Source organism: Helcococcus bovis (assembly GCF_046035835.1).
In the GTDB taxonomy this organism is placed as follows: domain Bacteria; phylum Bacillota; class Clostridia; order Tissierellales; family Peptoniphilaceae; genus Helcococcus; species Helcococcus bovis.
On record NZ_JBFNGB010000001.1, the window covers coordinates 131,872 to 158,040 of the forward strand.

General features: G+C 28.7%; 24 protein-coding genes. 6 read left to right on the forward strand and 18 right to left on the reverse strand.

Features of this window, described 5'->3' with window-relative positions:
- Positions 1–3: 3 nt before the first annotated feature.
- The 5 genes from ABGF48_RS00585 to ABGF48_RS00605 form a co-directional block, all read right to left on the reverse strand.
- Complete coding sequence (locus tag ABGF48_RS00585) at positions 4–705, reverse strand: ABC transporter ATP-binding protein (RefSeq protein WP_408104418.1); 702 nt, start codon at positions 703–705, stop codon at positions 4–6.
- Positions 702–1,052: a GntR family transcriptional regulator gene (locus ABGF48_RS00590; RefSeq protein ID WP_408104419.1), complete on the reverse strand. Its 351-nt coding sequence runs from the start codon at positions 1,050–1,052 to the stop codon at positions 702–704. The genes ABGF48_RS00585 and ABGF48_RS00590 overlap by 4 nt, the downstream gene beginning before the upstream one ends.
- A 390-nt stretch (positions 1,053–1,442) precedes the next feature.
- Positions 1,443–2,207, reverse strand: coding sequence for an MSCRAMM family protein (locus ABGF48_RS00595; protein ID WP_408104420.1), 765 nt, complete (start codon positions 2,205–2,207; stop codon positions 1,443–1,445).
- 213 nt (positions 2,208–2,420) lie between these two features.
- Entirely contained in the window at positions 2,421–3,140 is a 720-nt protein-coding gene (locus ABGF48_RS00600) for an amino acid ABC transporter ATP-binding protein (protein WP_408104421.1), read from the reverse strand.
- The gene (locus ABGF48_RS00605; RefSeq protein WP_408104422.1) at positions 3,127–4,596 is read right to left on the reverse strand and encodes an ABC transporter permease subunit; all 1,470 of its coding nucleotides are present in this window, start codon (positions 4,594–4,596) and stop codon (positions 3,127–3,129) included. Before ABGF48_RS00605 ends, ABGF48_RS00600 begins: the two co-directional genes overlap by 14 nt.
- A 363-nt stretch (positions 4,597–4,959) precedes the next feature.
- On the opposite strand from ABGF48_RS00605, the gene ABGF48_RS00610 reads away from it, so the two are divergent.
- Positions 4,960–6,063: a YibE/F family protein gene (locus ABGF48_RS00610; protein ID WP_408104423.1), complete on the forward strand. Its 1,104-nt coding sequence runs from the start codon at positions 4,960–4,962 to the stop codon at positions 6,061–6,063.
- 293 nt (positions 6,064–6,356) lie between these two features.
- Here ABGF48_RS00610 and ABGF48_RS00615 read toward each other — a convergent pair whose 3' ends face one another.
- From ABGF48_RS00615 to ABGF48_RS00635, 5 genes are all read right to left on the reverse strand, one after another.
- Entirely contained in the window at positions 6,357–7,022 is a 666-nt protein-coding gene (locus ABGF48_RS00615; RefSeq protein ID WP_408104424.1) for an Abi family protein, read from the reverse strand.
- Positions 7,023–7,100: 78 nt separating this feature from the next.
- Entirely contained in the window at positions 7,101–8,465 is a 1,365-nt protein-coding gene (gene radA / locus ABGF48_RS00620) for a DNA repair protein RadA (protein WP_408104425.1), read from the reverse strand.
- Between the two features lies 1 nt (position 8,466).
- Complete coding sequence (locus ABGF48_RS00625) at positions 8,467–10,851, reverse strand: ATP-dependent Clp protease ATP-binding subunit (RefSeq protein ID WP_408104426.1); 2,385 nt, start codon at positions 10,849–10,851, stop codon at positions 8,467–8,469.
- On the reverse strand, positions 10,851–11,501 hold the full coding sequence (locus tag ABGF48_RS00630; RefSeq protein WP_408104427.1) for a hypothetical protein: 651 nt from the start codon (positions 11,499–11,501) through the stop codon (positions 10,851–10,853). Before ABGF48_RS00630 ends, ABGF48_RS00625 begins: the two co-directional genes overlap by 1 nt.
- A gap of 9 nt (positions 11,502–11,510) precedes the next feature.
- The gene (locus ABGF48_RS00635; RefSeq protein WP_408104428.1) at positions 11,511–11,972 is read right to left on the reverse strand and encodes a CtsR family transcriptional regulator; all 462 of its coding nucleotides are present in this window, start codon (positions 11,970–11,972) and stop codon (positions 11,511–11,513) included.
- A gap of 289 nt (positions 11,973–12,261) precedes the next feature.
- Here ABGF48_RS00635 and pflB point away from each other — a divergent pair, with 289 nt between their 5' ends.
- From pflB to ABGF48_RS00655, 4 genes are read left to right on the forward strand one after another with little or no spacing between them, the layout of a single operon-like run.
- The gene (pflB, locus tag ABGF48_RS00640) at positions 12,262–14,406 is read left to right on the forward strand and encodes a formate C-acetyltransferase (protein WP_408104429.1); all 2,145 of its coding nucleotides are present in this window, start codon (positions 12,262–12,264) and stop codon (positions 14,404–14,406) included.
- A gap of 54 nt (positions 14,407–14,460) precedes the next feature.
- Positions 14,461–14,700, forward strand: a complete 240-nt coding sequence (gene grcA3 / locus ABGF48_RS00645) for an autonomous glycyl radical cofactor GrcA3 (RefSeq protein ID WP_134711368.1) — start codon at positions 14,461–14,463, stop codon at positions 14,698–14,700.
- A gap of 1 nt (position 14,701) precedes the next feature.
- Positions 14,702–15,478: a pyruvate formate-lyase-activating protein gene (gene pflA / locus ABGF48_RS00650; RefSeq protein ID WP_408104430.1), complete on the forward strand. Its 777-nt coding sequence runs from the start codon at positions 14,702–14,704 to the stop codon at positions 15,476–15,478.
- Positions 15,479–15,506: 28 nt separating this feature from the next.
- Positions 15,507–16,214, forward strand: coding sequence for a Crp/Fnr family transcriptional regulator (locus tag ABGF48_RS00655; protein ID WP_408104431.1), 708 nt, complete (start codon positions 15,507–15,509; stop codon positions 16,212–16,214).
- A gap of 458 nt (positions 16,215–16,672) precedes the next feature.
- Here ABGF48_RS00655 and ABGF48_RS00660 read toward each other — a convergent pair whose 3' ends face one another.
- On the reverse strand, positions 16,673–17,197 hold the full coding sequence (locus ABGF48_RS00660) for a folate family ECF transporter S component (protein ID WP_408104432.1): 525 nt from the start codon (positions 17,195–17,197) through the stop codon (positions 16,673–16,675).
- 113 nt (positions 17,198–17,310) lie between these two features.
- Between ABGF48_RS00660 and ABGF48_RS00665 the strand changes: the two genes are divergently transcribed.
- On the forward strand, positions 17,311–18,588 hold the full coding sequence (locus ABGF48_RS00665; RefSeq protein ID WP_408104433.1) for a bifunctional folylpolyglutamate synthase/dihydrofolate synthase: 1,278 nt from the start codon (positions 17,311–17,313) through the stop codon (positions 18,586–18,588).
- Between the two features lie 444 nt (positions 18,589–19,032).
- On the opposite strand, the gene ABGF48_RS00670 is transcribed toward ABGF48_RS00665, so the two are convergent.
- From ABGF48_RS00670 to ABGF48_RS00700, 7 genes are all read right to left on the reverse strand, one after another.
- The gene (locus ABGF48_RS00670) at positions 19,033–20,022 is read right to left on the reverse strand and encodes a lipoate--protein ligase (RefSeq protein ID WP_408104434.1); all 990 of its coding nucleotides are present in this window, start codon (positions 20,020–20,022) and stop codon (positions 19,033–19,035) included.
- Between the two features lie 26 nt (positions 20,023–20,048).
- Positions 20,049–21,812, reverse strand: coding sequence for a dihydrolipoyl dehydrogenase (lpdA, locus tag ABGF48_RS00675; RefSeq protein ID WP_408104435.1), 1,764 nt, complete (start codon positions 21,810–21,812; stop codon positions 20,049–20,051).
- A gap of 15 nt (positions 21,813–21,827) precedes the next feature.
- On the reverse strand, positions 21,828–22,862 hold the full coding sequence (locus ABGF48_RS00680) for a dihydrolipoamide acetyltransferase (protein ID WP_408104436.1): 1,035 nt from the start codon (positions 22,860–22,862) through the stop codon (positions 21,828–21,830).
- A gap of 11 nt (positions 22,863–22,873) precedes the next feature.
- Positions 22,874–23,869, reverse strand: coding sequence for an alpha-ketoacid dehydrogenase subunit beta (locus ABGF48_RS00685; protein WP_408104437.1), 996 nt, complete (start codon positions 23,867–23,869; stop codon positions 22,874–22,876).
- 46 nt (positions 23,870–23,915) lie between these two features.
- Entirely contained in the window at positions 23,916–24,896 is a 981-nt protein-coding gene (locus tag ABGF48_RS00690) for a thiamine pyrophosphate-dependent dehydrogenase E1 component subunit alpha (protein ID WP_408104438.1), read from the reverse strand.
- A 188-nt stretch (positions 24,897–25,084) separates the two neighbouring features.
- A complete protein-coding gene (locus tag ABGF48_RS00695; protein ID WP_408104439.1) occupies positions 25,085–25,567 on the reverse strand; it encodes a hypothetical protein in 483 nt (160 codons plus the stop codon).
- Positions 25,560–26,169: LOG family protein (locus ABGF48_RS00700; protein ID WP_408104440.1), on the reverse strand; the 610-nt coding region annotated here is incomplete at its 5' end. The genes ABGF48_RS00700 and ABGF48_RS00695, both read right to left, overlap by 8 nt.

A 26,169-nucleotide genomic window follows, 5' to 3' on the forward strand; every position in this document is an offset into this window, starting at 1 on the left:
CTCCTAATAAACCAAAACTCCATAAATATCCTTAAAAATCTCCGCTATAGTCTTACCTTTTTCTTCTCTTAATTGTTCCGCATTTCCTTCTAAAATCTTCTTTCCTTTTGATAAAAATACAACATCATCAAACAATGATTCCATTTCATCAACTAAATGAGTTGTAATTACTAATATTCTATCTTTTTCTACATTTTTTAATATTGCATTTAAAATCACATCTCTAGATACTAAATCTACTCCAGATATTGGTTCGTCTATAACATAAATCTTAGCCTCTCTAGATAATATCAAGGTCAAATGAAATTTTTCATTCATTCCTTTAGATAATTCAGAAATTCTGGCATTTTGATCCAATTTCATAAACTCTATAAGTTCATCAAATTTATTTTCATTAAAATCATCAAAGAAATTCTTCCATAAACTTTTAGCTTCCAAAATTGTATAATCATCAGGTATAAAAGGCATATCTGGTAAATAAGAAACCATTGATTTAGTCTTTGGCCCTATGTTTTCATTAAAAATTGTAATTTCTCCATTTGTTGGTTTCAAATATCCATTTAATAATTTTAGGAATGTAGTTTTTCCAGAACCATTTGGCCCTAAAATACCGATAACTTTACCATTTTGAATCTCTAAGTCAAGCCCATCTAACCCTAAAGTTCCACCTTTATATTTTTTTGAAACATTCGAAAATTTTATCATAACTTCTCCTTTATCTTCTCAATTATTTCTTCTTTTGAAAATGAAAGATTTGACATTTTATTAATAAATGCATCAATCTGTAAATTTAAGTATTCACATTTTAATTTACTAATTTTATCAGCATCCTCATTGACAAAATACCCTACTCCTCTTTTACTAAAAATATATTCGCTTCTTTCTAACTCAGAATATGCTTTTTGGGCAGTATTAGGATTTACAACCTTATTTTCAGCATATTCTCTTATTGATGGAAGTTTTTCACCAGATTTAAATTCTCCATTAATAATTCTAGACTCTATATCGTCCACCAATTGAGTATATATAGGTCTATCTTTTTCAAATTTCATATACCCCCCCTTATCTCCGTATTAATTATATAATACAGAGATACAATAAATATGTCAATACTTTTTATTGATTTCTTGAAGGTAATTCTTAGATTCTTTAATTTTATTTCTATATTGAGAATCTTATTATAAAAAAATCAGTCAGATTTTAAACCTGACTGATAAAAAATTTATATTAAATTATTATTTAACTTCTTCTTTTTTTCTCGAAACAAAAAGTGCTAAATCAGAAATTAATAATATTCCTACAAATAAAGCAACCCCTGCATCACCTTTTTCTGGATTTTCATTATTTTCGTTCTTTGTTTCTTGCTTAGTTTCTCTTCTTGTTTCACCTTCGGTTTCTTTTTCAATTTATCTTCTTGTTTCACCTTCGGTTTCTTTTTCAGTTTATCTTCTTGTTTCACCTTTCGTTTCTTCGATAAATTCATCTATCATTACAACAAGTTTTCCTTCAGCATCAACTTTATTTTGTCCTCGTACTTTAACATCTTCAATCTTCATATCTTCTGTTACTGTAAATGTTATTGATGTTGATACTTTATATCCTTTTGGTGCTGATTTTTCTATCATTGTATAAGTGCCAGCTCTTAAGCTTAATTCTTTTGCTGTTTTACCACTTGTCCATGAATCGATCTTTTCTCCATTTCTCCATAGTTCTATTGTTACACCTTCTAGTTCTTTTCCAACTATATCTTGTTTTGAGAATTTTACATCATGTTCTAAATATTCATTCACCATAGTAATTGTCTTTGAATCTTGATCATATTTAGATCTTGAATAATTGTCTTTATCCATTTCAAGCTTTCCTGATGACAATATTGAAAATGATATATCTTTTGCTTTTGTATATATACTATTATTTTCTAATGTTTTGACAAATTTATATTTACCAGGTGTCAATGAAAATTCTTTATATTTACAATCAACTATATTTGGTTCCTCCGTACTTTTCCATTCCTCAATTATAGTTTCTTTATTTTGACTATCAGTTACCTTTAATTTAGTACCTGATAGTAAATAACTGTTTTCATCTATTTTTGATATACTAACATACACCTTATCATTGTTATCGTTTTGAGCTTTAACAACTCTATGAGGAATCAATCCGGTCAGTACATTTAACATCATTAAGAATGCTAAAACAACTGACAAAATTTTCTTTGTTATTTTTTCGTTTTTTCTCCTTTTTTTGTATATATTAAACTTTTCAAGTCCAGATTAATACTTATTTATTACTATATAATTTTTATAACTAGTTAATAATATCATAATTTGTATCTTTTTTTTGTATATTTAACCTAAAAACAAACACCAATTATTAATAAAATTTAATAATTGGTGTTTGTTTTTACATTATACAAATAATCATAAAATTTTTTCTAAAAATTCTTTAACCCTTTCATTTTCTGATTTTTCAAAAAAAGTCTTTACATTTTTGGTATCTTCTATTATTTTTCCATTCTCTACAAAAATAATTCTATTAGCAACTTTTTTCGCAAATCCCATTTCATGAGTTACAACTACCATTGTCATCCCTTCTTTTGCTAAAGTCTCCATCAGTCCTAAAACTTCTCCAACTCTTTGCGGGTCTAAAGCTGATGTTGGCTCATCAAATAATACAAGTTCCGGATTCATCATTAAAGTACGAATGATTGCGATTCTCTGCTTTTGTCCACCTGACAATTCACTTGGATATGCATCTTTTTTATCAGACAATCCAATTTTTCCAAGCAATTCCATAGCTTTTGATGTAGCTTCTTTTTCAGTCAATGTTTTAGATGTGACTGGCGCTAAAGTTAAATTTTTAAGTATTGTTAAATGTGAGAAAAGATTGAAGTTTTGAAAAACCATTCCTACTTTTTCTCTAAATTTATTAATATTAGTAGATTTGTTAATCTCAATTCCATCTAAGAAAATTTGTCCTTCATCTGGAGTTTCTAAAAGATTCATAGTTCTAAGTATTGTAGACTTTCCAGAACCTGATGGCCCAATTATAACAACAATTTCTCCTTTATTAATTTCTAAACTAACATTATCAAGCACCTTTGTATTAAAGGTCTTACTTATATTTTTAATCTCTAACATAATTAAACTTCCCTTCTAATTTCTTAAATGTAATTTCCAATATTTTAACCATTAAATAATAAATTAATGCTGTAGTAAAATATGGAATATATGCTGTAAACTTGTTACTTATTATTATATTTGCACCTCTTGTAAGTTCTAACAAACCTATTGCTCCCGCAATAGATGTTTCTTTTAATAAAGTTATGCATTCATTTCCTAATACCGGCAAACTTAAAACTAAAGATTGCGGTAATATTATCTTTCTAAACGTTTGAGAAAAGCTCATCCCCAAAGCTCTTGCCGCCTCTATTTCCCCTTTTTTAACCGATTTAAATGCTCCTCTAAAAATCTCAGCAACATAAGCGGAAGAATTTATTCCAAATGTAAGAATTGCAACAATCTCCAAATTTTTAACTGATGAAAGAATGATATTAAACATAATCAAAAGTTGTATCATTGTTGGCGTTCCTCTAATTAGTGAAACAAATATTGAAACAATTCTATTTAATACTATTAACAAAATTCCTCTTAATGAATTAAATTGTGGATTTAATTCTGCATGATATAGCTTAATTATGGAAATTAATAATCCCAATGTCACCCCTAATATCAATGAAAAGAATGTAACTATAAGCGTTATTTTCAGTCCTGTTGCCAAATACTTCCACATTCCATCTTCAAAAAGTGTTTCCTTTATTTTATTTATTAAAGAAAATGATTGAACTTTTTCATCTTTTGTAACAATATATTTATTTACAATTTCCTTAATTGTTCCATCATTTTGCATTTCTCTAATAGCAATATTAATTTTATTCAATAGCTCTTTGTTATTTTTTCCAATGGCAATAGCGTATTCTTCTTCAACATATGGGGATTCTATTTTCTTCAAAGCACTATCATTTGACAAATAATTTTCTCCGGTTTGCTGATCTATCATGATTGCGTCAATTTTACCATTCTTCATAGCTAAAATCGCATCTGAAATCTTATCAAATGACTGCACATTTTTTTCACCAAAATCATCTTTTGAATAAATATCTCCTGTAGTTCCAAGTTGAGTACCAATCTTTTTACCTTTCAATTCCTCAATCTTGACAAATTTTGAATTTGAGTTAATCAAAACAATTTGCGTGCTTTTTGCATAAGGCATAGAAAAGTTTATTGATTTCAACCTTTCCTCCGTCACCGTCATTCCTGCCATACCAATATCAGCCTTGCCACTCTCAATTGAAGAAATTATTGTATTAAACTCCATATCTACCACATTTAACTTCAAATTAAGCTTTCTCGCCAATTTATTAGCTATTTCAATATCAATCCCGACAATTTTTCCATCCTTAATAAATTCATAAGGTGGGAATGTCGCATTTGTCGCAACTGTAAGTGTATCCTTCTTTTCTTCCTGTGCAAATACATTAGCCACATTCACAAAAAGTAGGAATGCAACTAAAATATTAATTAGTATCTTTTTCATCTTTTCCTCCCAAATTTAAAATAAAAAAACGAGCATATCCTTAATAGGACGAAGCTCGGTTAACATTCGTGGTACCACCCATTTTCACTTATTTCTCACAAAATAAATCTCATCAAGTAACTATCATTACTCTTTGCTGTAACGGGCTACCCGAATATGCCTACATATCAACATATTAGTTCAGAGTCTCTTTTCATTATAAATTACACTATCTCCTCACACCATACAAGACTCGCTTTAGCTTACAATATAACTACTCTTCTCTTCAAAACATTTAATATTTTTAATATCATATCAAACCATTTTGCGCTTGTCAACAAAAACAATTTTTTTATATAATAAAAATAAAAAAATGAGGTGAACATGAAAAAGCAAATTTACATTATTCTAATTTTAATCTTAATTTTATTTAATAATACATCACTTGCAGCAAATAATGAAATTCAAAATAATCAACAAATACAAGCAAATGGTATACAAAAAAATATTTCAAAATTTTATAAAGCTAAAATTAATAATATTAAAAAATATGATAACGGAAAAGATAAATTTGAAAAATATAATCTAGTTATTTTAGATGGTGAATTGTCTGGAAAGGACATTGAGATAAATAAAATAATTCTTAAAAATACACAATTTCAAATAGAATATAAAGAAGGACAAACTGTAATAATATTTCAAAATGAAGGATCATCGGAATTTGTAATTTATGATCATTATAGAATGACTTGGGCATATTATCTTTTAGCTCTTTTTATAATTATTGTCATTTTAATTGCGCAAAAATCCGGAATAAAATCATTAATAACTATGTTTGTATCCATAGCGATGATTTTAATTCTAATTTATTTAATAACCTTAGGATATCCTCCTATTTTATCTACAATTATTACATCAATAATTAATACTATAATAACTCTTTTAATTATAGGAAAATTCGCTAAAAAGACTCTTGCTGCTATACTGGCAACTATATTTGGAATATTTATTTCATTTTTAATTGCAAGTATATTCGGACCAAATTCACATATAACTGGTCTATCCAATGAAAACGCAGTAATGATGCAATTTTTACCTATCCCTATTTCAGCAGAAAAAGTTTTATATTCAAGTATGATTATTGGTGCATTAGGTGCAATAATGGATGTAGCTATGAGTACAGCATCTTCTATAGAAGAAATAAGTAAAGCAAATCCTGAAATGAAATTCTGGAACTTATTCAAATCAGGTATGAATGTTGGTAAAGACATAATTGGTACAATGTCTAACACTCTTGTCCTGGCATACTTTGCCTCAGCTCTTCCACTTTCAATACTAATTTTTTCATATAATTCAAATATGCCATTTTTCTACAATATGGACATATTCATAACTGAATTTATAAGAATATTTGCTGGAAGTATTGGACTTGTACTAGTTATACCATTTTCATGTTTTATTGCTACAGCTTTACATAAAAGGAAATAGTGGTTTTAAATCTTTGAGTTATTGCAAAATAAAAACAAAAAAACAGGGTTTCCCCTGTTTTTTTGTAACTTCTCTAAACCCTATAGATATTTTATCTACAAAACTTAGACGCCGTCGTGGCACTTTCTCTATCTATATATAGATTGCCTTAAAAAATTATAAATGTCAAATTTTATAATTTTATACACTTAGATAAATTTTTATTAATTTCATTTTTAAATCTTATCTTATTTTTTATCAAGTATGTCTTTATACAACTATTCAATTTATTAAAATTAAAATCATTATATAAATTAAATAGTAGGAAGTGTTGCATTTGTATAATTACCTAAAGAAAAAGATAGAATTCTAGATGAACTTATCGAAATACTACCAGTATATTGATTTCTGGACAACCCCTTGAATACACCATAAAAAACACCTGTTAAAACATAATCTGAAGCATAATTTATATTGGTAGAACATGAAATGTTACCAGTAAATTTTATATTTTTTATTGTTGCGTGTGTTCCTTTTTTTGACGAAAACAACATATGTCTATTAAACATTTTTATATCATCTATGGAAGCTCCACTAGAATTGGCTCCATAATAGTTATTTTTATCTAAATAATTCAAATTACTATTAAGACCCGATGAGCAATACTTTTGACTAAAATAATAAGAAATTGCAGTTTTAATTTGTGTTTCTATTTTAGTAATTTCTTCAAATAAATAAACAGATACCATCCTGTCTAGTTTATATAATCTCTTAAAGTCGGAATATGATGCTCTTTTGTATATTTTTCTTAAATTAGATTTCGATAAAAATATATCTTCAAAGCCATTTATAAAATTGAAGTAATTTTTAGTAAGTAAATCTCTTTTTAAATTATCTCTATTACTAAATTTTAATTTTCTGTCATTTATTTGAATATCTACTTGCTCATCTAAACTTTTAAATTCTTTTTCTCTAGCCATTTAAACATCCTTAATCTTATAATATTTATATTTTACTATTTGAATAGAATAAAATACAAAAATTAATCAAATATACTTCTAAAAAACTTCCATTATAACATCATTTATAGTATCACATTCAACAACTTCTAAAGTCTTAAATTTACTTTTATCTACCTTACTCTTAGAAATATAAGCCTTTTTAAATCCTAGTCGATCCAATTCTAAAAGCCTCTTTTCAATTTCTGGAACTCTCTTTAATTCTCCAGTCAATCCTACTTCTGCAATAAATACAGTAGAATTATCAATTCCTTTATTTTTTAATGATGATACTATACTAATAATTATCGCTAAATTAACTGACTGTTCTGACAATTTTAAACCACCAGTTGTTTTTAATATTACATTTTTATCATATAAATTAATACCTGATCTTTGTTCAAGAATTGAAATTAAAGTATTAAGTTGATCTTTTCTTAAACTATCACCTATTCTTATTGGATATGGTGTGAATGAATGAGATACCAACGATTCAACCTCAACAGTTATAATCCTTGAACCCTCTTTTATAACAGATATAGCTGAACCTTCAGCCGGATGTTTTCTTGGAGTTATAAAATATTCTGAAGGATTTTCCACCTCTTTTAAACCTTCTTCGTCCATATTAAAAAGACCAATTTCTCCAGTATATCCAAAACGATTTTTAGTCGTTCTTAAAACTCTCAATTGTGAATCTGATTCTGATTCTAAAATCAAAACAGTATCAACTAAATGCTCTAAAGTCATCAAACCAGCCATTTCTCCTGACTTCGTCATATGACCTATCATTATTGCTGCTCTAGGTTTTTCAGCATTTTTACAAATATTTACTAATTCATTAGCACATTCTATTGTCTGAGTTGGAGTTCCTGGACGTTGTGTATATTGTTCTAATCCTAAAGTTTGAATAGAATCTAAAAATATTACATCGGGGTCAACCTCTTCTATTTCATGAAGTGCTATATCCATTGAGTTTGTTGAAATTATAAATATATCATCTGGAATTTCTTCCATTATTCTGAGAGCTCTATTTTTAATTTGAGATTCTGATTCCTCTCCAGATATGTATAAAATTTTATGATCATCTAATGCCAAATTTTTAGCGATTTCAAGTAATAATGTTGATTTACCAGCTCCAGGTTTGGCCGTTAAAATAGACACGCTATCCTTAACTATACCTCCCCCAATGGTCCTATCAAATTCATTAATATTAGTTAGAAATCTCTCTGAAACATCGACTTTTATTGACTTTAATCTATTAGATTTTTTATAGACTGTTTTTGACGCTAAACTCTGTGACTTTGACTTTTTTTCTACTACTTCTTCTACTAAACTGTCCCAAGCACCACAGCTTGGACATTTGCCAGTCCAAGCTATTTGCTCTTCACCACAGTTTGTACATTTAAAAACTGTTTTTAACTTCATATTATTTACCTATTTCATTAATTGAAATTTTTTCATTTCTTAAGATAATTGAGATTTTCTTATCTTTGGAAATACCAGATTCTAATATTCTTTCAGCAATTAAATCTTCAATTTCTGTTTTAATCGCTCTATCTAACGGTCTAGCACCATAAACATCATCAAATCCTACTTCAGCAATTTTTTCAACTACTTTATCAGTGTATTTTGCTTCATATCCCATTTCAGAAATTCTATCAATTAAATCATCTAATTTCAATTTAACTATTTCTTTAATGTTTTCTTTATTTAATCTGTTAAATACAATAATATCATCAATTCTATTTAAGAATTCCGGCTTGAATAGATTTTTCAATGCATTATTAACTATTTCTTTTGTATGCTCATAATCTCTTTTAGATTTTGTTTCTTCAGACTCAAACCCAATTGTATTTCTCTTAGAAAGTTGAGACGCTCCCGCATTTGAAGTCATGATTATTATTGTATTTGTAAAATCTACCTCTCTTCCTTGAGAATCAGATAATCTACCTTCATCAAGAATTTGTAATAGAATATTAAAAATATCAGGATGAGCTTTTTCAATTTCATCAAATAATATAACAGAATATGGATTTGTTCTAACTTTTTCTGTGAGTTGTCCCCCTTCATCGTATCCAACATATCCTGGAGGCGATCCTATTAATTTAGAAACTGCATGTTTTTCCATATATTCACTCATATCTATTCTTATTAAACTATTTTCATTTTCAAATATTTCTTCAGCTAACTGTTTTGCTAGATAAGTCTTCCCAACCCCTGTTGGTCCAACAAATATAAACGTGCCTATAGGACTATTTTTATCTTTTAATCCAACTCTCGCTCTCTTTATAGCCTTTGAAACTTTTTCTATTGCATCATCTTGTCCAATCACCGTACCTTTTAGATTTTTATCAAGATCTCTATATCTTTCATTTTCTTCTTTTGTAAGTTTTGTTACAGGTACTTTAGCCCATTCTGAAATTATTGAACGAATTTTCTCTACAGTGATTTCTGATGTGTATTGTATTTCATCAGACTCTTCTTCTTTTTGATTAAATTCCATAATTTTCAATTCAACTTCATTTATCTTATCTCTAATAAAGGCTGCTTTTTCATAATTTTGTATATTTACAGCTTCTTCTTTTTGTTTATTTAATTCAGCATATTCATCTTGTAATTTTTTTAGTTCTTCAGGAATCTTAAATGAATCAACTTTTAGATTAGAAGATGCTTCATCAATAACATCTATAGCTTTATCAGGTAAAAATCTATCAACTAAATATCTATCTGATAACTTTACCGCTTCTTCAATTACTTCATCAGTAATTTTAATTCTATGAAATTTTTCATAATATTTCTTGATACCTTTTATAATTTCAACTGTCTCTTCTACTGATGGTTCTTCTATTTGTATAGGTTGCAATCTTCTTTCAAGAGCAGCTTCTTTTTCAATGAACATTCTATATTCATCAACAGTTGTAGCTCCGATTATTTTTAATTCTCCTTTAGTTAAATACGGCTTCATAATATTTGATGCATCAAGTGATCCTTCTGAAGAACCAGCTCCTACTATAGTGTGTATTTCATCAATAAATATTATTACATTTTCTAAAGACATAACCTCTTTTAATGTATCTGAAATTCTTTTTTCAAAATCTCCACGATATTTTGTACCAGCAACCATTTGAGCCATATCTAACGATATAATTCTCATACCTTTCATAATATCTGGCACATCATTTAGAGCAATCTTCTTAGCCAATCCTTCAACTATCGCTGTCTTACCAACCCCTGCTTCACCAATAAGTATAGGATTATTTTTAGTACGTCTTGTGAGAACTTGGATAATTCTATTAATTTCCTTATCTCTTCCTATAACCCCATCTATTTTAGTTAAAGCTTTTTCAACTAAATCTTGTCCATACTTGGCTAAATTTGGAGTTTGTGTCAATTGAGAAGATTGAGCTTTATTACCTATATAATAATCCAAAATCATATAAACTTGTTGCGGATTTACATTTGTATCAACTAACATTTCTTTTGCCAAAGTATCAGAAACTAATAGATTTATTAGTAATAATTCTTCAAGTGTATTGTCTTTATTACTTCTCTTTTTTTGTAATAATACATCATCCATTATATCTTTAAGCTCTTGTGTAGTACCTATAATTTTACTTGATTCTTCCCTATTTATTCTATTTTTCAAATATTCTTTTAATAAAATATAATCCGCGCCTGCTGTACTCAAAGCTTTTGATTCTAATCCACCAGTTTTCATAACAGCTAAAAGTGCATGTTCTGTACCAATGTATTTAGATTTCAAAGCTGAAGCTTCATCAGCAAGTTTTTGCATTAATTCTCTAAAATTCATTATTTATTAACCTCTTTTTGTAATTGTCTAATTATCATTATTTTTTTATTGATTTCTCGCATTTCATCTCTAGATGTAGCAGCTGCTAAATAATCCTCTTTTTGCAAATGTAAATTCAACTCTTCTTTTTTCTTTTCAACAGCATGTTTTAACATTCTAATTTCTCTAGCTTGCTTTAAATCATCCTTTACATTAATATTTTCTTTAGCTTTTCTATTTATTTCATTATAAAAATCATCTTTTTCTCTTTTTTTAGTATTTCTAAAATACGTTTGTGAATTTTCCGATAAACCTTTGAAAATATCGTTAAAATCTCCATTAAATCTTGAAAAATCTATTCCTGAATTTTCAAAATTCATCTCTGTTACATCAAAATTTTCCGGATTCAAATTATTCATATCAAAGTTTTCATCATTTATAGCTTCACTTATAAATTTTTCAAATTCATCTTTATTATCCTTGAAAAACTTAAACATTTTCTTTTGAATTTCTTCTGGATCAATTTCTCCATTTTCATCACTCAATGAATCCACCATATTTTTTAATTGTTCTTGGTAACAATCATTACATATGCTTATTTTTTTCATTTTTCCATTAATCATCATAAAAACTTCCATATCAGCATCATTTCCACAATTAAAACATTGCATAATTACCTCCTAATCTCTCACTAAAGCAAGTAAAATATTTTTAAATATACTTGCTCTTACTAAACTTCTATCATTTGTATCTATATGTCTAAGTGCATTATCATCCAAACTATGCTGAATAATTAAAGCCTCTTTTATTGTTAAAACTTCCTCTTGAACAAGACCTTTAACAATATGCATAACCTTATCTAAGGTTATTGTCTTTTCAATAGTTCCATTTAATATCTTATTTATCAATTGTTCTTCTGTCATTTCTAACTTGATGATTTTTATATACCCTCTTCCTCCTCTTCTACTCTCAACATAATATCCCTTATATGGAGTAAAACGAGTTGTAAGTACGTAATTTATTTGAGATGGAGCACAATTAAATCTTTCTGCTAATTCATTTCTTCCTATTTCTATAAATTCTTTCTCTGTATCTCTCATCATATCAAGTAAAAATTTTTCTATTTGTGTTGTTAATCCCATTTTGTCCTTCTTTGACTTTTGTAATAAAAAAAATAAACTTAAAATTTCTTATATAGATTTTACCATCTTTTACCTTTAATGTAAAGTTTTTTATTTTACAAATTATCATTTTAAAAATATGATTAAATTACACATTTTGATATTTTTGATATATAATTAAGACAAACATTAAAATTATTTAATAAATAGCTTTTAATTTTATAAAAATACAGCTATTGTGATGTGGATCACATTTTTATAAGTAATTAAATGTTATAATATAGATAAATAAATAACAAGGAGGAATTGCATGACAATTTGGGATAAATTTTTGGGTGAAAAATGGAAAAAAGAAATAGACGTTAGAGATTTCATCCAAAAAAACTACACAGAATATAAGGGTGATGATACATTCTTAGCTGGTCCAACAGAAGCTACAAATAAATTATGGGCTCAAGTAATGGACTTATTCAAACAAGAAAGAGAAAATGGTGGTGTTTTAGATATGGATACAAGTATCGTATCAACAATAACATCTCATGGACCAGGATACCTAAACAAAGAATTAGAAACAATTGTAGGTTTCCAAACAGATAAACCATTAAAAAGATCATTCCAACCATTTGGTGGAATAAGAGTAAGTGAATCATCATGTGAATCATATGGTTATACTCCAGATCCTGAAGTACATAAAATTTTCACAGAATATAGAAAAACACATAACCAAGGGGTATTTGATGTTTATACTCCAGAAATGAGAGCAATAAGAAAATCTGGTGTTGTAACAGGTTTACCAGATGCATATGGTAGAGGTAGAATTATTGGTGACTACAGAAGAGTTGCTCTATATGGTATTGATAGATTAATCGAAGATAAATTACAACAAATCGATTCAGTTTCTCCAATCATGTCAGAATACAACATTAGATTAAGAGAAGAATTAAGAGATCAAGTTGCATCATTAAAAGAACTAAAAGAATTAGGTCAAATCTATGGATACGATATCTCTCAACCAGCACAAAATGCTAAAGAAGCTATCCAATGGTTATACTTTGGTTACTTAGCAGCAATCAAACAACAAAACGGAGCTGCAATGAGCTTAGGTAGAACATCAACATTCCTAGATATCTATATTGAACATGATTTAAGAGAAGGTATAATTACAGAAGAAGAAGCTCAAGAAATGATTGACCACTTCATCATGAAATTAAGAATGGTTAAATTCGCAAGAACACCTGAATATAACGACTTATTCTCAGGAGACCCAACATGGGTAACAGAATCATTAGCTGGTGTTGGTTTAGATGGAAGATCATTAGTAACAAAGAACTCATTCAGATACCTACACACATTAGCAAACTTAGGTACATCACCAGAACCAAACTTGACAGTATTATGGTCAGTACATTTACCAGAAAACTTCAAGAAATTCTGTGCTAAAATGTCAATCGATACATCATCAATCCAATACGAAAATGATGATATCATGAGACAAACTCACGGTGATGACTATGCTATCGCATGTTGTGTATCATCAATGAGAGTTGGTAAAGAAATGCAATTCTTTGGTGCTAGAGCAAACTTAGCAAAATGTCTATTATATGCTATTAACGGCGGTGTTGACGAAAAATTATTAAAACAAATTGGACCAAAATTCAGACCAATAACATCAGAATATCTAGAATTTGACGAAGTTAAAGAAAGATTTGAAGATATGATGGAATGGTTAGCTGGTGTTTATGTAAATACATTAAACGTAATCCACTACATGCACGATAAATACGCTTATGAAAGTGTACAAATGGCTCTACATGATAGAGATGTTAAGAGATATTTCGCAACAGGTATTGCTGGATTATCAGTAGTTGCAGACTCATTATCAGCTATTAAATATGCAAAAGTTAAAACAATAAGAAACGAAGAAGGAATCGTAGTTGACTATGAAGTAGAAGGTGACTTCCCTAAATATGGTAACAACGATGACAGAGCAGATGAAATGGCTGTTTACGCTGTACAATCATTCATGGCAAAAGTAAGAAAACATCCAACATACAGAAATGGTATACCTACAACATCAATCTTAACAATTACATCAAACGTTGTATATGGTAAGAAAACAGGTAACACACCTGACGGTAGAAGATTAGGACAACCATTTGCTCCAGGTGCTAACCCAATGCACGGAAGAGATACATCAGGTGCTCTAGCTTCATTATCATCAGTTGCAAAAATTCCATATAAAGATGCTCAAGATGGTATTAGTAACACATTCTCAATCATCCCAGGTGCTTTAGGTAAAGACAACAAGGTATTCGCTGGAGAAATAGACTTAGATGAATTAGATGTAGATATCGATTTAGAAAGTTTAGATTTAGAAAGAGTAACTGATACTTGTGTAGGTAACGCATGTAGCATTCCTACATTAAAAAATATTAATCCTGAAGAAGGAAAATAATTAATTAAATAGTTTATATTAATATAAAAATAAAAAATAAAAGGAGAAAAAATCATGGCAAACAAAACACAAATAGATAACTTAGTATCAATGTTAGACGGATATGTAGAAAAAGGTGGACACCACTTAAACGTTAATGTATTTAATAAAGAAACATTATTAGATGCACAAGCTCACCCAGAAAAATATCCACAATTAACAGTTAGAGTTTCAGGATATGCTGTAAACTTTACAAAATTAACAAAAGAACAACAAGACGACGTAATCGCAAGAACATTCCACAGAGGACTATAATATGAATCTAGATACCATTGGATATATACACTCTAAAGAAACTTTCGGTACGGTGGATGGTCCAGGTGTCAGATATGTATTATTTTTACAAGGATGTCCAATGAGATGTCTTTACTGCCACAATCCAGATACATGGGCTTCATTTGGCGGTAAAGAAATGACTGTAAAAGAAGTTTTAGATGATTATGAAAGTTATCGCCCATTTTTAAAAGATGGTGGTATAACATTATCAGGTGGAGAATCTCTAGTACAAATGGATTTTGTACTAGACCTTTTCGAAGCTTGTCATGCTAGAAACATTCATACTTGTCTAGATACATGCGGAGTTACTTTTAGAGATAATGATCCTGAATTAATAAAAAAATTTGAAAAATTAATGGAAGTTACCGACATAGTAATGTTAGACATTAAACATGTAAACCCTAGACAACATAAGGTGTTGACAGGACATTCAAATGAGAATATAATTAAATTCTTAAAATTTATGGATGATCATGGTATGAATATTTGGATAAGACACGTTATCGTTCCTAGAATTACATTCAATAAAGAATTTTTATATCAAACAGGTGAATTACTTGGTAATTACGACAATATAACTGCAATTGACGTACTTCCTTATCACACAATGGGTGTTGATAAGTATAAAGAGTTGGGATTTAAGTATCCATTAGATGGAGTTCCTGCTTTAAGTAATCAAGATGCAGAGATTGCAAAAAAAATAATTCTTATGGGTAGAAAAGCTACAAGACAAAAACTTGGAAAAATTTCTAAATAATATGGTAATATATTCTTAAGAGGAATTTATGAAATATTTAAAAGAATTATTTACACAAGGAAAATTAAATTATAAAAAAATTCCTCTTCTAGACTCATTGTCAGAAGAGGAATTTTTACGTATTAAATCAGATTTCTATATCATAGAATATAGCAAAGGTGAAACTATATTTAGATCTTTTGATCCAGCGGACAAAATGTACATCATTTTAGATGGTGAAATGAAAATATCAAAAATAATGTCTGATGGAAAAGAGCAAATTTTGTATATTTACGAACCAGGAGATTTTGTAGGGGGACATAATATTTTATCGGGCGATCGATATGAATATACTGCTTATGCATTAAATAAAACTACAGTTTTGACCATATCTTCTTATGATGTTAATAACGTTTTAAAACATAATATAGAATTTATAACCAAAGTATTAGAACAATCATATGAAAGAATAAGAAAAGCTGAAGATTTAATTGATAGACTTTCTGTAATAAGTACAGATGTAAGAGTTGCAAAATTATTAAAAACTCTAGTAAATCTTTACGGAAAAGAAACTGATAAAGGTATTTTAATAAAATACAATATTACACAAGAAGAATTAGGTTCTTTAGCAGGGGTATCAAGAGAAACTATGAGTAGAAAATTAAATCAATTTGAAGAAGAAGGTATTTTGAGTCTTGTTTCAAGAGGAAAAATCTTGATAAAAGATTATGAAAAAATTGAAAATATATTAGTTTAAAAATTTGTGGAATTTTCTCCACATTTTTTATTTTAAAATAAAAGGATATGTATTTGTATAGTTTTAAGAAGGGGAATCTGGATAAACTAGGAGGATTATTTGGTCTTCTAATATTATTATTTTATGGTTTGGCATTATTAAACTATATTCTAAAATTTATAAACAAAAATTATAGAGAACAAATAAAAAATAATAAAATATTGAATAAAATATTTCCAAAAATATTAAAACCTATCATAAAATATCATAGAATTTTTGGATTAACTACAATTTTTATGATATTGATTCACTTTAGTATTAAATTTTCACTATTTGGATTAAATCTAATTTCTTCTATTATACTAGTTTTCATAGGAAGCCTTTCTTTCTGATAATTTATTTTTTTGCTTAAACTTATATTACCAAATAGCTTCCTATTTTTTATTTTTTGTCACATATCTATTATTATCTAACAAGATTTATTGATTTAAAAGTAGTGTAACTTTTTTGTTTAGTAATAATTTTAATAGTATTCCTGTAAATACTGATTCTATAAGAATTTTTGGCAGACGTGATATAATTAAAAACCAAATACTTAAACTGCTTAATTGACTTAACCATATACTGTTAAGAATAAGATTTATAAATCCAAAAATAAACAGATTAGTTAATAATATTTTTAAATTTTGATTTTCATTATTTTTATTGAATATTATAAAAAATATAATTCCCGGAATTAATCCTGTAAGTGTTGATGATAATGTAAATCCTAGATGAGGAACACCTCCCGGGTTAATCATTATACCTATTAAATCCGCTGCTACACCTGTTAAGGCACCTAAAAAAGGACCTAATACTGCACCGCTAAAAATTATAGGAAGGGAACCTATGCCTATTCTCATATTTGGTGTTAAATAAAAAGATAAAAATCTTGTTAAAATAATTGATATAGCCGTAAGTAAAGTTGCCATAATTAAAGATTGTAGATTAAATTTTGATTTCATATAAATACTCCTTATATAATATTAGTCAAATTAAAATATGTGTTCCGTAAATATTTTAAAAATTCTGATATAATAAATTATATAAAATCAATTTAAAATTACAAGGGGGAACAATGCAAAAATTTTATGATATAAATAGTTGCTTAGATTGGTTGTATTTAAAAGGAGGATCAAAAGGGAAATTTAACTTGGACAATATAAAATATTTGTTAGATAAATTAGATAATCCTCAAGATAAAATTAAAGTAATACATATAGCAGGAACAAATGGAAAAGGGTCTACATCCAATTTTATAGCATCAGTATTATCTAGAAAATATAAATGTGGTTTATTTACTTCCCCATATATGAATGATATAACAGATTCATTTAAAATAAATGGGGTTCAAATGTCTGAAAAGTTATTTATAGAATATATAAATAAACTAATCTTAATCATCGATGCTATGGAAAAAAATGGAAAGTTTATAACATATTTTGAAATTATAACATCTATTATGTATAAATATTTTTATGATCAAAACGTTGATTTTGCAGTAGTTGAAGTTGGGCTTGGAGGAAAACTTGATTCAACTAATATAATAAAAAAGCCTATTGCATCAGTTATTGTGACAATTTCAAAAGATCATCAAAATGTTTTAGGTAATACAATAGAAGATATAGCAGAAAATAAAGCAGGTATAATAAAAAATAATTGTCCTGTGTTTATGTATCCTCAAATTGATACTGTACACAAAATTTTTGAACAAAAAGCCATTAAATTAAATTGTGAGTTTAATACATTCTCAATTTCTGAAATTGATATACTTAAAATATCTGAAGTTGAGAATGTGTTTAATTTTAGAACTTATAAAAATATGAAGTCGTGTCTTATTGGCAAACATCAGGTATACAATGCGGCATTAGCATTAACGGTTATAGATTATCTGAAAAATAATTATGAGATTTCAGAAAAAGATATATATGATGGGATATATTTAGCTAGAAATACCGGACGCTTGGAAGTAGTATCTAAAAATCCTAAAATTATATTTGATGGAGCACATAATAAAGAATCAATCATTAGTTTGATAGATACAATTAAATGCTTAAAATTTAATAGACTTATAGTAGGATTTAGTATGTTAAAAGATAAAGATATATCTTATGCTTTATCAGCTTTATCAAAAATATCAGATGAACTTATCGTTACAACAGTGGATTATCCGGGCAGAAATTATTCTGAAACAGAATTAAATGAAATCATAAAAGAGTATGAAATTAATATAAAAGTTATATCAAATAATTTTGAAGCATTTCAATACACTAAGTCTTTGGCAAGCGAAGACGATTTGATATTATGGTGTGGGTCGCTTTATTTAATAAGAGAACTATTAAAATATTTAGATTAATAGATTAGAAAAATAACAAATTTGAAATAAAATTTTATTTTTTCTTAATTTTTGCTATTATAGTTGTGTAAAAATTTTGTAAACGTTAACTAGCATTTTAATATTTTTAAAATTATAGTTAATATAATGGATTTTTTATAAATTTTATATAAGGAAGAAGGCTAAAAATAAGTATTTAATATCATTTGTAATTTATAATAAAAATGGTGATTTTAAAAATATGTGTAATAATAATACTTTTAATATGAAGTTATAATGATATAACAAAATAAAATACATATTATAATTTTGAAAATAAAGAGGTAAAGTAAATAAGAAATTAAAAAGAGAATTAGAAATTTTACTCTCTAATTCTCTCAATATGTTACTTTAATTCTTTACCAACACTACTTGTTCCCTATAGGTATTTAACAAAGAACCCTTAAATCTTAACAATTTAATATATTAGTCAACTAAAACATCAATAGCTTCTTCATTAGTTACTCCCATAAAGTATTCTTTAATGTTTACACTATTTATAACTTTTTCAACTGATTCTCTGTCGTATTTAATTCCTTTTAATTTTTGAGCTAATTCTGCAACATCTTTAACCCCAAAGAAGTCTCCATAGAATTTAACATTTTCTATAACATTATTAATTACATTAATATTAGCTTCTACCTTACCAGTAGGTAACTTTCTCTTTCTTTGAACTGTAAATTCAGGATTTTTTCCATAAACCCAATCCCATGAATCATTTTTTTCAGATTTAATAGCTAAAACTTTCTTTTCATCTTCTTCAGATAAAATATATTCTTCCATATGATACTTCTTATCCATAAAGTTTCTCAAAGTATTCATAAAATCTTTAACTGTTAAAGTTTGATCTTCCAAATGTGGCTTAATATTTGTAACTCTAGCTCTTACTGATTTCTTACCTTTTGACTCATACTTATCTTTTGAAACTGTTAAAGCCTTTGTAAGAACTGATAAGTCTACATCGAACATAATACATCCATGATGCATTATTCTTTTCCCTTTAATGTATTGAGCATTACCACAGAATTTTTGATCTCCTATTTGCAAATCATTTCTTCCTGTAAATTCAGCTTTCACTCCCATTTCTGCAAGAGTATCAATAACAGGTTGGCTCAATGACTTAAAGTTAAAATCTGCTTCATTATCTTCATTTGATATAATTGTATAATTTAGATTGTTATAGTCGTGGTAGACAGCTCCACCACCACTAATTCTTCTAACAATCTTTATATCATGTTCATCACAATAATGTTGATCAATTTCTTCTCTAGTATTTTGATTTTTACCAACAACAATACATGGTTGGTTTATCCATAACATAAACACATTATCTTTTTTTGCAAGTTCATTAAATGCAAATAACTCTAATGCTGTATTATATGCTGGATCATTACCTTTTGCTTCTAAATATATCATTCTTTTTCACTTCTTCCACATTAAAATTACTTTTTCTTTTTTGGTAAATGGATACTAATATCTAAACAATCAGCAAATGCTTCATATAAAGCTTCTGAATATGTTGGGTGTCCATGCATTGCTTCCAATACATCATCTACAGTCATTTCTGTTTCGATGATTGTTACAGCTTCGTTAATAATTTCTGCTGCACTTGGTCCTACAATGTGTACACCTAAAATTTCATGGTATTTTGTATCCATGATTACTTTGATAAATCCTTCAGCTTTGTTTGCACCTAATGCTCTACCATTACCCGCAAATGAGAATTTACCTACTTTAATATCATATTTCTTCTTAGCATCTTCTTCTGTTAAACCAACTGTTGCAACTTCTGGGAATGTATATACTGCTGAAGGAATTGACTTCAAGCTTACTTTCTTACGGTGTCCCATTGCGTTTTCAGCAGCTCTTTCACCCATCTTAAATGCAGCATGAGCTAACATCAATTCACCATTTACGTCCCCTGGTGCATAGATATCTGGATCAGATGTTTCCATATATTCGTTAACTACTAATCTTCCTCTTTCTTGTTTTAGTTCGATTTCACCTAAACCACTTAAGTTAGGTACACGACCTACTGACAATAGTAAGTAATCAGCTACGATATCATCTTTTCCTTCTAATTTAACTTTAATTTCATTTCCTTTTTCTTCAACACCAGCAAATCTTGCTCCTGTGATGATTTCAATTCCATCTTTTTGGAATCTCTTTGCAACAACATCAGATAAATCTTTATCTAAAACGTTTAAGATTCTGTCTGAACCTTGAACTATTGTAACTTTTGATCCAAATGATGCAAATGCTTGTCCAATTTCAGCCCCTATTACACCACCACCAACAACAACTAATCTGTTTGGTAATTCTTCTAAATCCAAGATAGTATCAGATGTTAATACTCTCTTGCTGTCTAAGCCTGGTAAGTTTAACATTCTTACGTTTGAACCACCAGCCATAATAATCTTATCAGCGTCAATTACGTGTTCACCACCATTCACTAAAACTTTCTTATCTTTAGTAATTGTTCCTAAACCATTGAATAACTTGATTCCGTATGATTTGAATAATCCAGCAATACCACCTGTAAGTTTTTTAACAACACCATTCTTAACAGCAACAGTTTTAGCCATATCTACTGAGAATGCATCGTTAACTAACTTAATACCTCTACTTTCAGCTTCTTTAATGCTATGAATAATTTCTGCATTGTGTAAGTATGCTTTTGTTGGGATACATCCTCTGTTTAAGCAAGTACCACCAACTACGCTATTTTCAACAACGGCAACTTTACCACCTAATTGTGCAGCTTTAATAGCAGCTACATAACCAGCAGGACCACCACCAATAACAACAACATCATATTCACCTTTTCTTTCTCTCTTAGGTGCTACTTCTTCTGTTGCTTTCGCTACTGATGCAGGCATAACATCTTCTTTTGTTTTTTCTACTACTTCTTCAACTTGAGCTGAATCTGCTGCAGGTGCTGATCCACCAGCTACTGGAATTTCTTCCCCTGGTTCACCAATCCAAGCAATTGTAGTTACAACAGGTACTACCTCTCCTGCTTTGTGTAATATTTTTAATAATGTACCAGCATCTTCTGCTTCTACTTCCATATTTACTTTATCTGTAACGATTTCTAATAAAGGTTCTCCAACTTCTACTTTATCACCTTCATTTTTAAGCCATTGTACGATTTCGCCCTCTTCCATTTCTGAGCCGGCTTTGGGCATGATAACTTCATATGCCATATTTTATCCTCCTAATTAAATTAATAATCCAACTGGATTTTCTAAATTATTCTTCAATGTTTGCATGAATTTAGCACCTTCCAAACCATCGATTACTCTATGGTCCGCATTTAAGGATACATTCATCATAGGTCTAATTACAATTTCACCATTTATCACAACCGGTTTTTGAATTGTTGCACTAACACTCAAAATAGCTGTATTTGGTTGATTAATTATTGATGTAAAGTTATCAACACCATACATACCTAAGTTAGATATTGTAAATGTTGAACCTTGCATTTCTGCTGGTTTTAATTTTTTGTCTAATGTAGCTTTAATTACTCTCTTACTTTCAACAACTAATTCTGTAAAACTCATTTCATCAGCATTTTTTATAACTGGTACGTAAAGACCTTCATCTGTACCCACAGCTATAGCTAAGCTTACATGTTTGTGTAATAAAATATTTTGTCCATCTTCACTAACTGATGAATTTACATATGGATGTTTTTGCAATGTTTTGACTGTAGCTAATGAAATATAGTCTGTAACGGAAGGTTTTTGTCCAACTCTATCAACAACCATATCCACTGTTTGTTTTCTAAATGCTAATAAGTTTGTCATATCAACAGAAACACTTACCATATATGTTGGTGAAATATCTACAGATTCTCTCATTCTCTTACCAACAACCTTCTTAACTGGAGAAATCTTAACTACTTCATAATCTGGATTTTCTTCTTTTTCAACTGGTTTTGCTTCTGGTTTTGATGCTACAGCTTTTTCTTCTTTCTTATCTTCACCATGAAGAAGTGATAAAACATCTTCCTTCATGATCTTACCTTTTGGTCCTGTACCTGTAATTACTTGAACATTTAGGCCTTCAACTTCTGCAATCTTTAATGCTAATGGAGAAATCTTAATTCTTCCATGTAGTTTAAATTCTATTACATCGTCTAAATGTACACGACCTTTTGCTCCAGTACCTTTAACTTGTGACAAGTCAATACCGTGTTCTTTAGCATATTTTCTTGCGGCTGGAGTAGCTCTAAATTTTTTATCTGACATAGCTTCTCCTTTTATTTATTATTTACAACTTGTAATACTGCCTCTTTAACTTTTTCAACACTTGGTTGAACTGCTTTTTCTAAGTTTGGAGCTGATGGAACATGTGTATCTGCACTTGCAACACGTTTAATTGGAGCATCTAAGAAATCAAATGCTTCACTTTCAACTACTCTTGCAACAATTTCTCCACCAAAACCACTTGTTTTGAATGAATCATGTACAACAACTAATTTTCCTGTTTTCTTTACAGAATCAAAAATAATTTTTTCATCTAAAGGAATTAATGTCATAATATCTACTAATTCTACATCAACACCTTCTTTAGCTAATTCTTCAACAGCCTTTTCACATAATACAAATGCTTTACCCCAAGATACAATTGTTACATCTTTACCTTCTCTAACAATTTTACCTTTTCCTATTTCTGCAATATTATCATCACTTGCATCAACTTCACCCTTCATACCAAAGTGTGATTTTGGTTCTAAGTAAATAACTGGGTTATTATCTCTAATCGCCGCTCTTAATAATCCATATGCGTCATTTGGATTTGATGGAGCAACAACTTTTAATCCAGGAATATGTGTAAACCATGATTCTAATGTTTTGCTGTGTTGTGATGAAGCACCTGTACCTGCACCATTAGCACATCTAAATACAACCGGAACTTGTACTTCTCCACCTAACATATATCTCATAGGTGCAGCTTGGTTAACAATTGAATCCATAGCAATTGTGATAAAATCCATAAATGTCATATCAACGATTGGTCTCATACCTACTGAAGCAGCTCCTGTAGCTAATCCACTGATTGCAGCTTCTGAAATTGGTGTATCAATAACTCTTTGTGGTCCAAATTCTTCAATCATTCCTACTGTTGTACCAAAGTCACCACCAAAAATACCTACATCTTCACCAATTAAAAATACATCTTCATTTAAACGCATTTCGTCTACCATAGCATGTTTTATTGCTTCACGAAATTGCATCACTTTCTTTTCGCCCATATTTTTCTCCTTTTCTCTGCTTAATATAAATCTATAATCTCTATTACTATTCTGCTAAATTATCTTCAAAAGCAACATTTTCTTGAGGGAATGGTGCATTTTTAGCAAATGCTACTGCTTCATCAACTTCTTTAATTGCTTCATCTCTAATTTTATCTAATTCATCTATATTAGCTACTTTTGTATCTAATAAAACTTTTCTATAAGCTTCGATTGGATCTCTTTCTTTCCATGAATTTATTTCTTCTCTTGATCTATATGCCCCAGCATCACTTGCTGAATGACCAAACCATCTATATGTTTCAACTTCCATCAAAACTGGTCCTTTACCTGATCTTGCATGTTCAATAGCTTCATTCATAGCATCATAAACCGCTAAAACATCATTACCATCTTCAACGTGAATTGCTTTCACACCATAAGCTGAAGCTCTATCTGTAATATGCTCAACATTCATAGCATCATGAATATCCATTGAAATACCATATTTATTATTTATTACATAGTAAACAACTGGTAAATCCCAAATTGAAGCCATGTTTAATGTTTCGTGGAATGAACCTTCATTTGTTGCTCCATCACCCATACATGAAACAACTACATTACCTGTTTTCTTTTGTTTTTGTACAAATGCAGCTCCGATACTTATACCGTGTCCACCACCTACAATACCATTACATCCCATGTTATTTACTTCTAAGTTAAACACGTGCATTGAACCACCACGACCTTTACAATATCCTGGTTCTCTTCCCAAGATTTCAGCCATCATTCTGTTAATGTCGATACCTTTTGTTATAGTTTGACCGTGACCTCTGTGATTTGAATACATTAAGTCTTCTTTTCTCATTGCATAGATTCCACCAACATTAGCAGCTTCTTCCCCTACTGAATAATGTGTCATACCAGCAACTAAACCTCTTGCGAACAATTTTGATAATTGTAAATCAAAATGTCTACAAACTTCCATTAATTTAAGCATTTCTAATTTTTGTTCTTTAGTTAGCTTATCTGAATATTTACCCATTAAAATCTCCCTTCAATTTTTTATAGCATATTGCTTCATTTATTATTATAACTCATATTTTACAGTTTTTCCAATAAGTATATTATTAACGAACATTTGTGATAACGGTCACAAATTTTGCATTTTAAATGTGATTACGGTCACTTTTTGTATATTTTTTAGTTTGTAATAAATAAATATAAAAGCTATTATTTTTTTATTACCAAATGATATGCTCTTCTTTTTAATTTTCCCTCTATAAAAACCACACCACAATATGTAAAACCATTATCAACTAATAATTTTTGCATTACTTTATTATCTTCATGCGTATCAATTCTTATATTCTTCGTTTTACTATAAACATAGTTAATAATTTCTGAAAATATTCCTTTTTTATTGCCGGATGAAGCCACTTTATGAATAACAATGTATTTTTCATCATTTAACCATTTACCATCAATATTTACATAGTCATAGTCAACATCTTGCAACGAAAACACTCCTAAAATTTCAGTATTTTCTTCTATAACATACATTTTTGAAGCCTTTATATCTTCCAAAACAGCTTCTTCTGTAGGTCTATTATCTCCCCATTGATTTGGATTTCCTGTTTCTTTCATCAAAGTTCTAGCAATTTTATACACATCTAAAATACTATTAAAATCATCTATTTTCGCTAATCTAATCATTATTTAATACCTTTTTTATAAATCTATCTATTTCATTAAAATCTTCAGAAAATAGTAATTTACTTCTATCTTCTTTAGTTAAAAATCCATTTACAACCATATTGTCATACATATTTTTTAAATCATTATAATACCCATTTTTATTAAATAAAATGCATGCATTAGAGTTTTGTCCTACCAAATGCAATGAATATGCTTCTGTAATTTCTTCCATGGTTCCTGGTCCACCGGGAATAGCAATGCAAACATCTGATAATTCTCTCATAAGATCTTTTCTTTCCTGCATTGTATCTGTTTCAATAAATTCTGATAAATCAGTTTTAACCATCTCAATTTCCTTCAGAAATTTTGGCATAACCCCAATAACTTTACATTCATTAGATAATACCCTACTCGCCAAAATGCCCATCAATCCATTTTCATTTCCACCATACACAAGACCATATCCTTTATTTGAAATCCAATCAGCAACTTCAATAGCAGCATCCTTAAAAATTTCTTTATTTCCTAACTTTGATCCTAGGTAAACTAAAACATTCATGTTTTCTCCTTTGAAATTATAATATATTTTTATTATATCTTTTATGAGATGATTTTTTAAC

Coding starts and splice junctions, on each gene's coding strand:
- ABGF48_RS00585 (WP_408104418.1), bottom strand. CDS start 705: ATGATAAAATTTTCGAATGTTTCAAAAAAATATAAAGGTGGAACTTTA.
- ABGF48_RS00590 (WP_408104419.1), bottom strand. CDS start 1,052: ATGAAATTTGAAAAAGATAGACCTATATATACTCAATTGGTGGACGAT.
- ABGF48_RS00600 (WP_408104421.1), bottom strand. CDS start 3,140: ATGTTAGAGATTAAAAATATAAGTAAGACCTTTAATACAAAGGTGCTT.
- ABGF48_RS00605 (WP_408104422.1), bottom strand. CDS start 4,596: ATGAAAAAGATACTAATTAATATTTTAGTTGCATTCCTACTTTTTGTG.
- ABGF48_RS00610 (WP_408104423.1), top strand. CDS start 4,960: ATGAAAAAGCAAATTTACATTATTCTAATTTTAATCTTAATTTTATTT.
- ABGF48_RS00615 (WP_408104424.1), bottom strand. CDS start 7,022: ATGGCTAGAGAAAAAGAATTTAAAAGTTTAGATGAGCAAGTAGATATT.
- radA (WP_408104425.1), bottom strand. CDS start 8,465: ATGAAGTTAAAAACAGTTTTTAAATGTACAAACTGTGGTGAAGAGCAA.
- ABGF48_RS00625 (WP_408104426.1), bottom strand. CDS start 10,851: ATGAATTTTAGAGAATTAATGCAAAAACTTGCTGATGAAGCTTCAGCT.
- ABGF48_RS00630 (WP_408104427.1), bottom strand. CDS start 11,501: ATGCAATGTTTTAATTGTGGAAATGATGCTGATATGGAAGTTTTTATG.
- ABGF48_RS00635 (WP_408104428.1), bottom strand. CDS start 11,972: ATGGGATTAACAACACAAATAGAAAAATTTTTACTTGATATGATGAGA.
- pflB (WP_408104429.1), top strand. CDS start 12,262: ATGACAATTTGGGATAAATTTTTGGGTGAAAAATGGAAAAAAGAAATA.
- grcA3 (WP_134711368.1), top strand. CDS start 14,461: ATGGCAAACAAAACACAAATAGATAACTTAGTATCAATGTTAGACGGA.
- pflA (WP_408104430.1), top strand. CDS start 14,702: ATGAATCTAGATACCATTGGATATATACACTCTAAAGAAACTTTCGGT.
- ABGF48_RS00655 (WP_408104431.1), top strand. CDS start 15,507: ATGAAATATTTAAAAGAATTATTTACACAAGGAAAATTAAATTATAAA.
- ABGF48_RS00660 (WP_408104432.1), bottom strand. CDS start 17,197: ATGAAATCAAAATTTAATCTACAATCTTTAATTATGGCAACTTTACTT.
- ABGF48_RS00665 (WP_408104433.1), top strand. CDS start 17,311: ATGCAAAAATTTTATGATATAAATAGTTGCTTAGATTGGTTGTATTTA.
- ABGF48_RS00670 (WP_408104434.1), bottom strand. CDS start 20,022: ATGATATATTTAGAAGCAAAAGGTAATGATCCAGCATATAATACAGCA.
- lpdA (WP_408104435.1), bottom strand. CDS start 21,812: ATGGCATATGAAGTTATCATGCCCAAAGCCGGCTCAGAAATGGAAGAG.
- ABGF48_RS00680 (WP_408104436.1), bottom strand. CDS start 22,862: ATGTCAGATAAAAAATTTAGAGCTACTCCAGCCGCAAGAAAATATGCT.
- ABGF48_RS00685 (WP_408104437.1), bottom strand. CDS start 23,869: ATGGGCGAAAAGAAAGTGATGCAATTTCGTGAAGCAATAAAACATGCT.
- ABGF48_RS00690 (WP_408104438.1), bottom strand. CDS start 24,896: ATGGGTAAATATTCAGATAAGCTAACTAAAGAACAAAAATTAGAAATG.
- ABGF48_RS00695 (WP_408104439.1), bottom strand. CDS start 25,567: ATGATTAGATTAGCGAAAATAGATGATTTTAATAGTATTTTAGATGTG.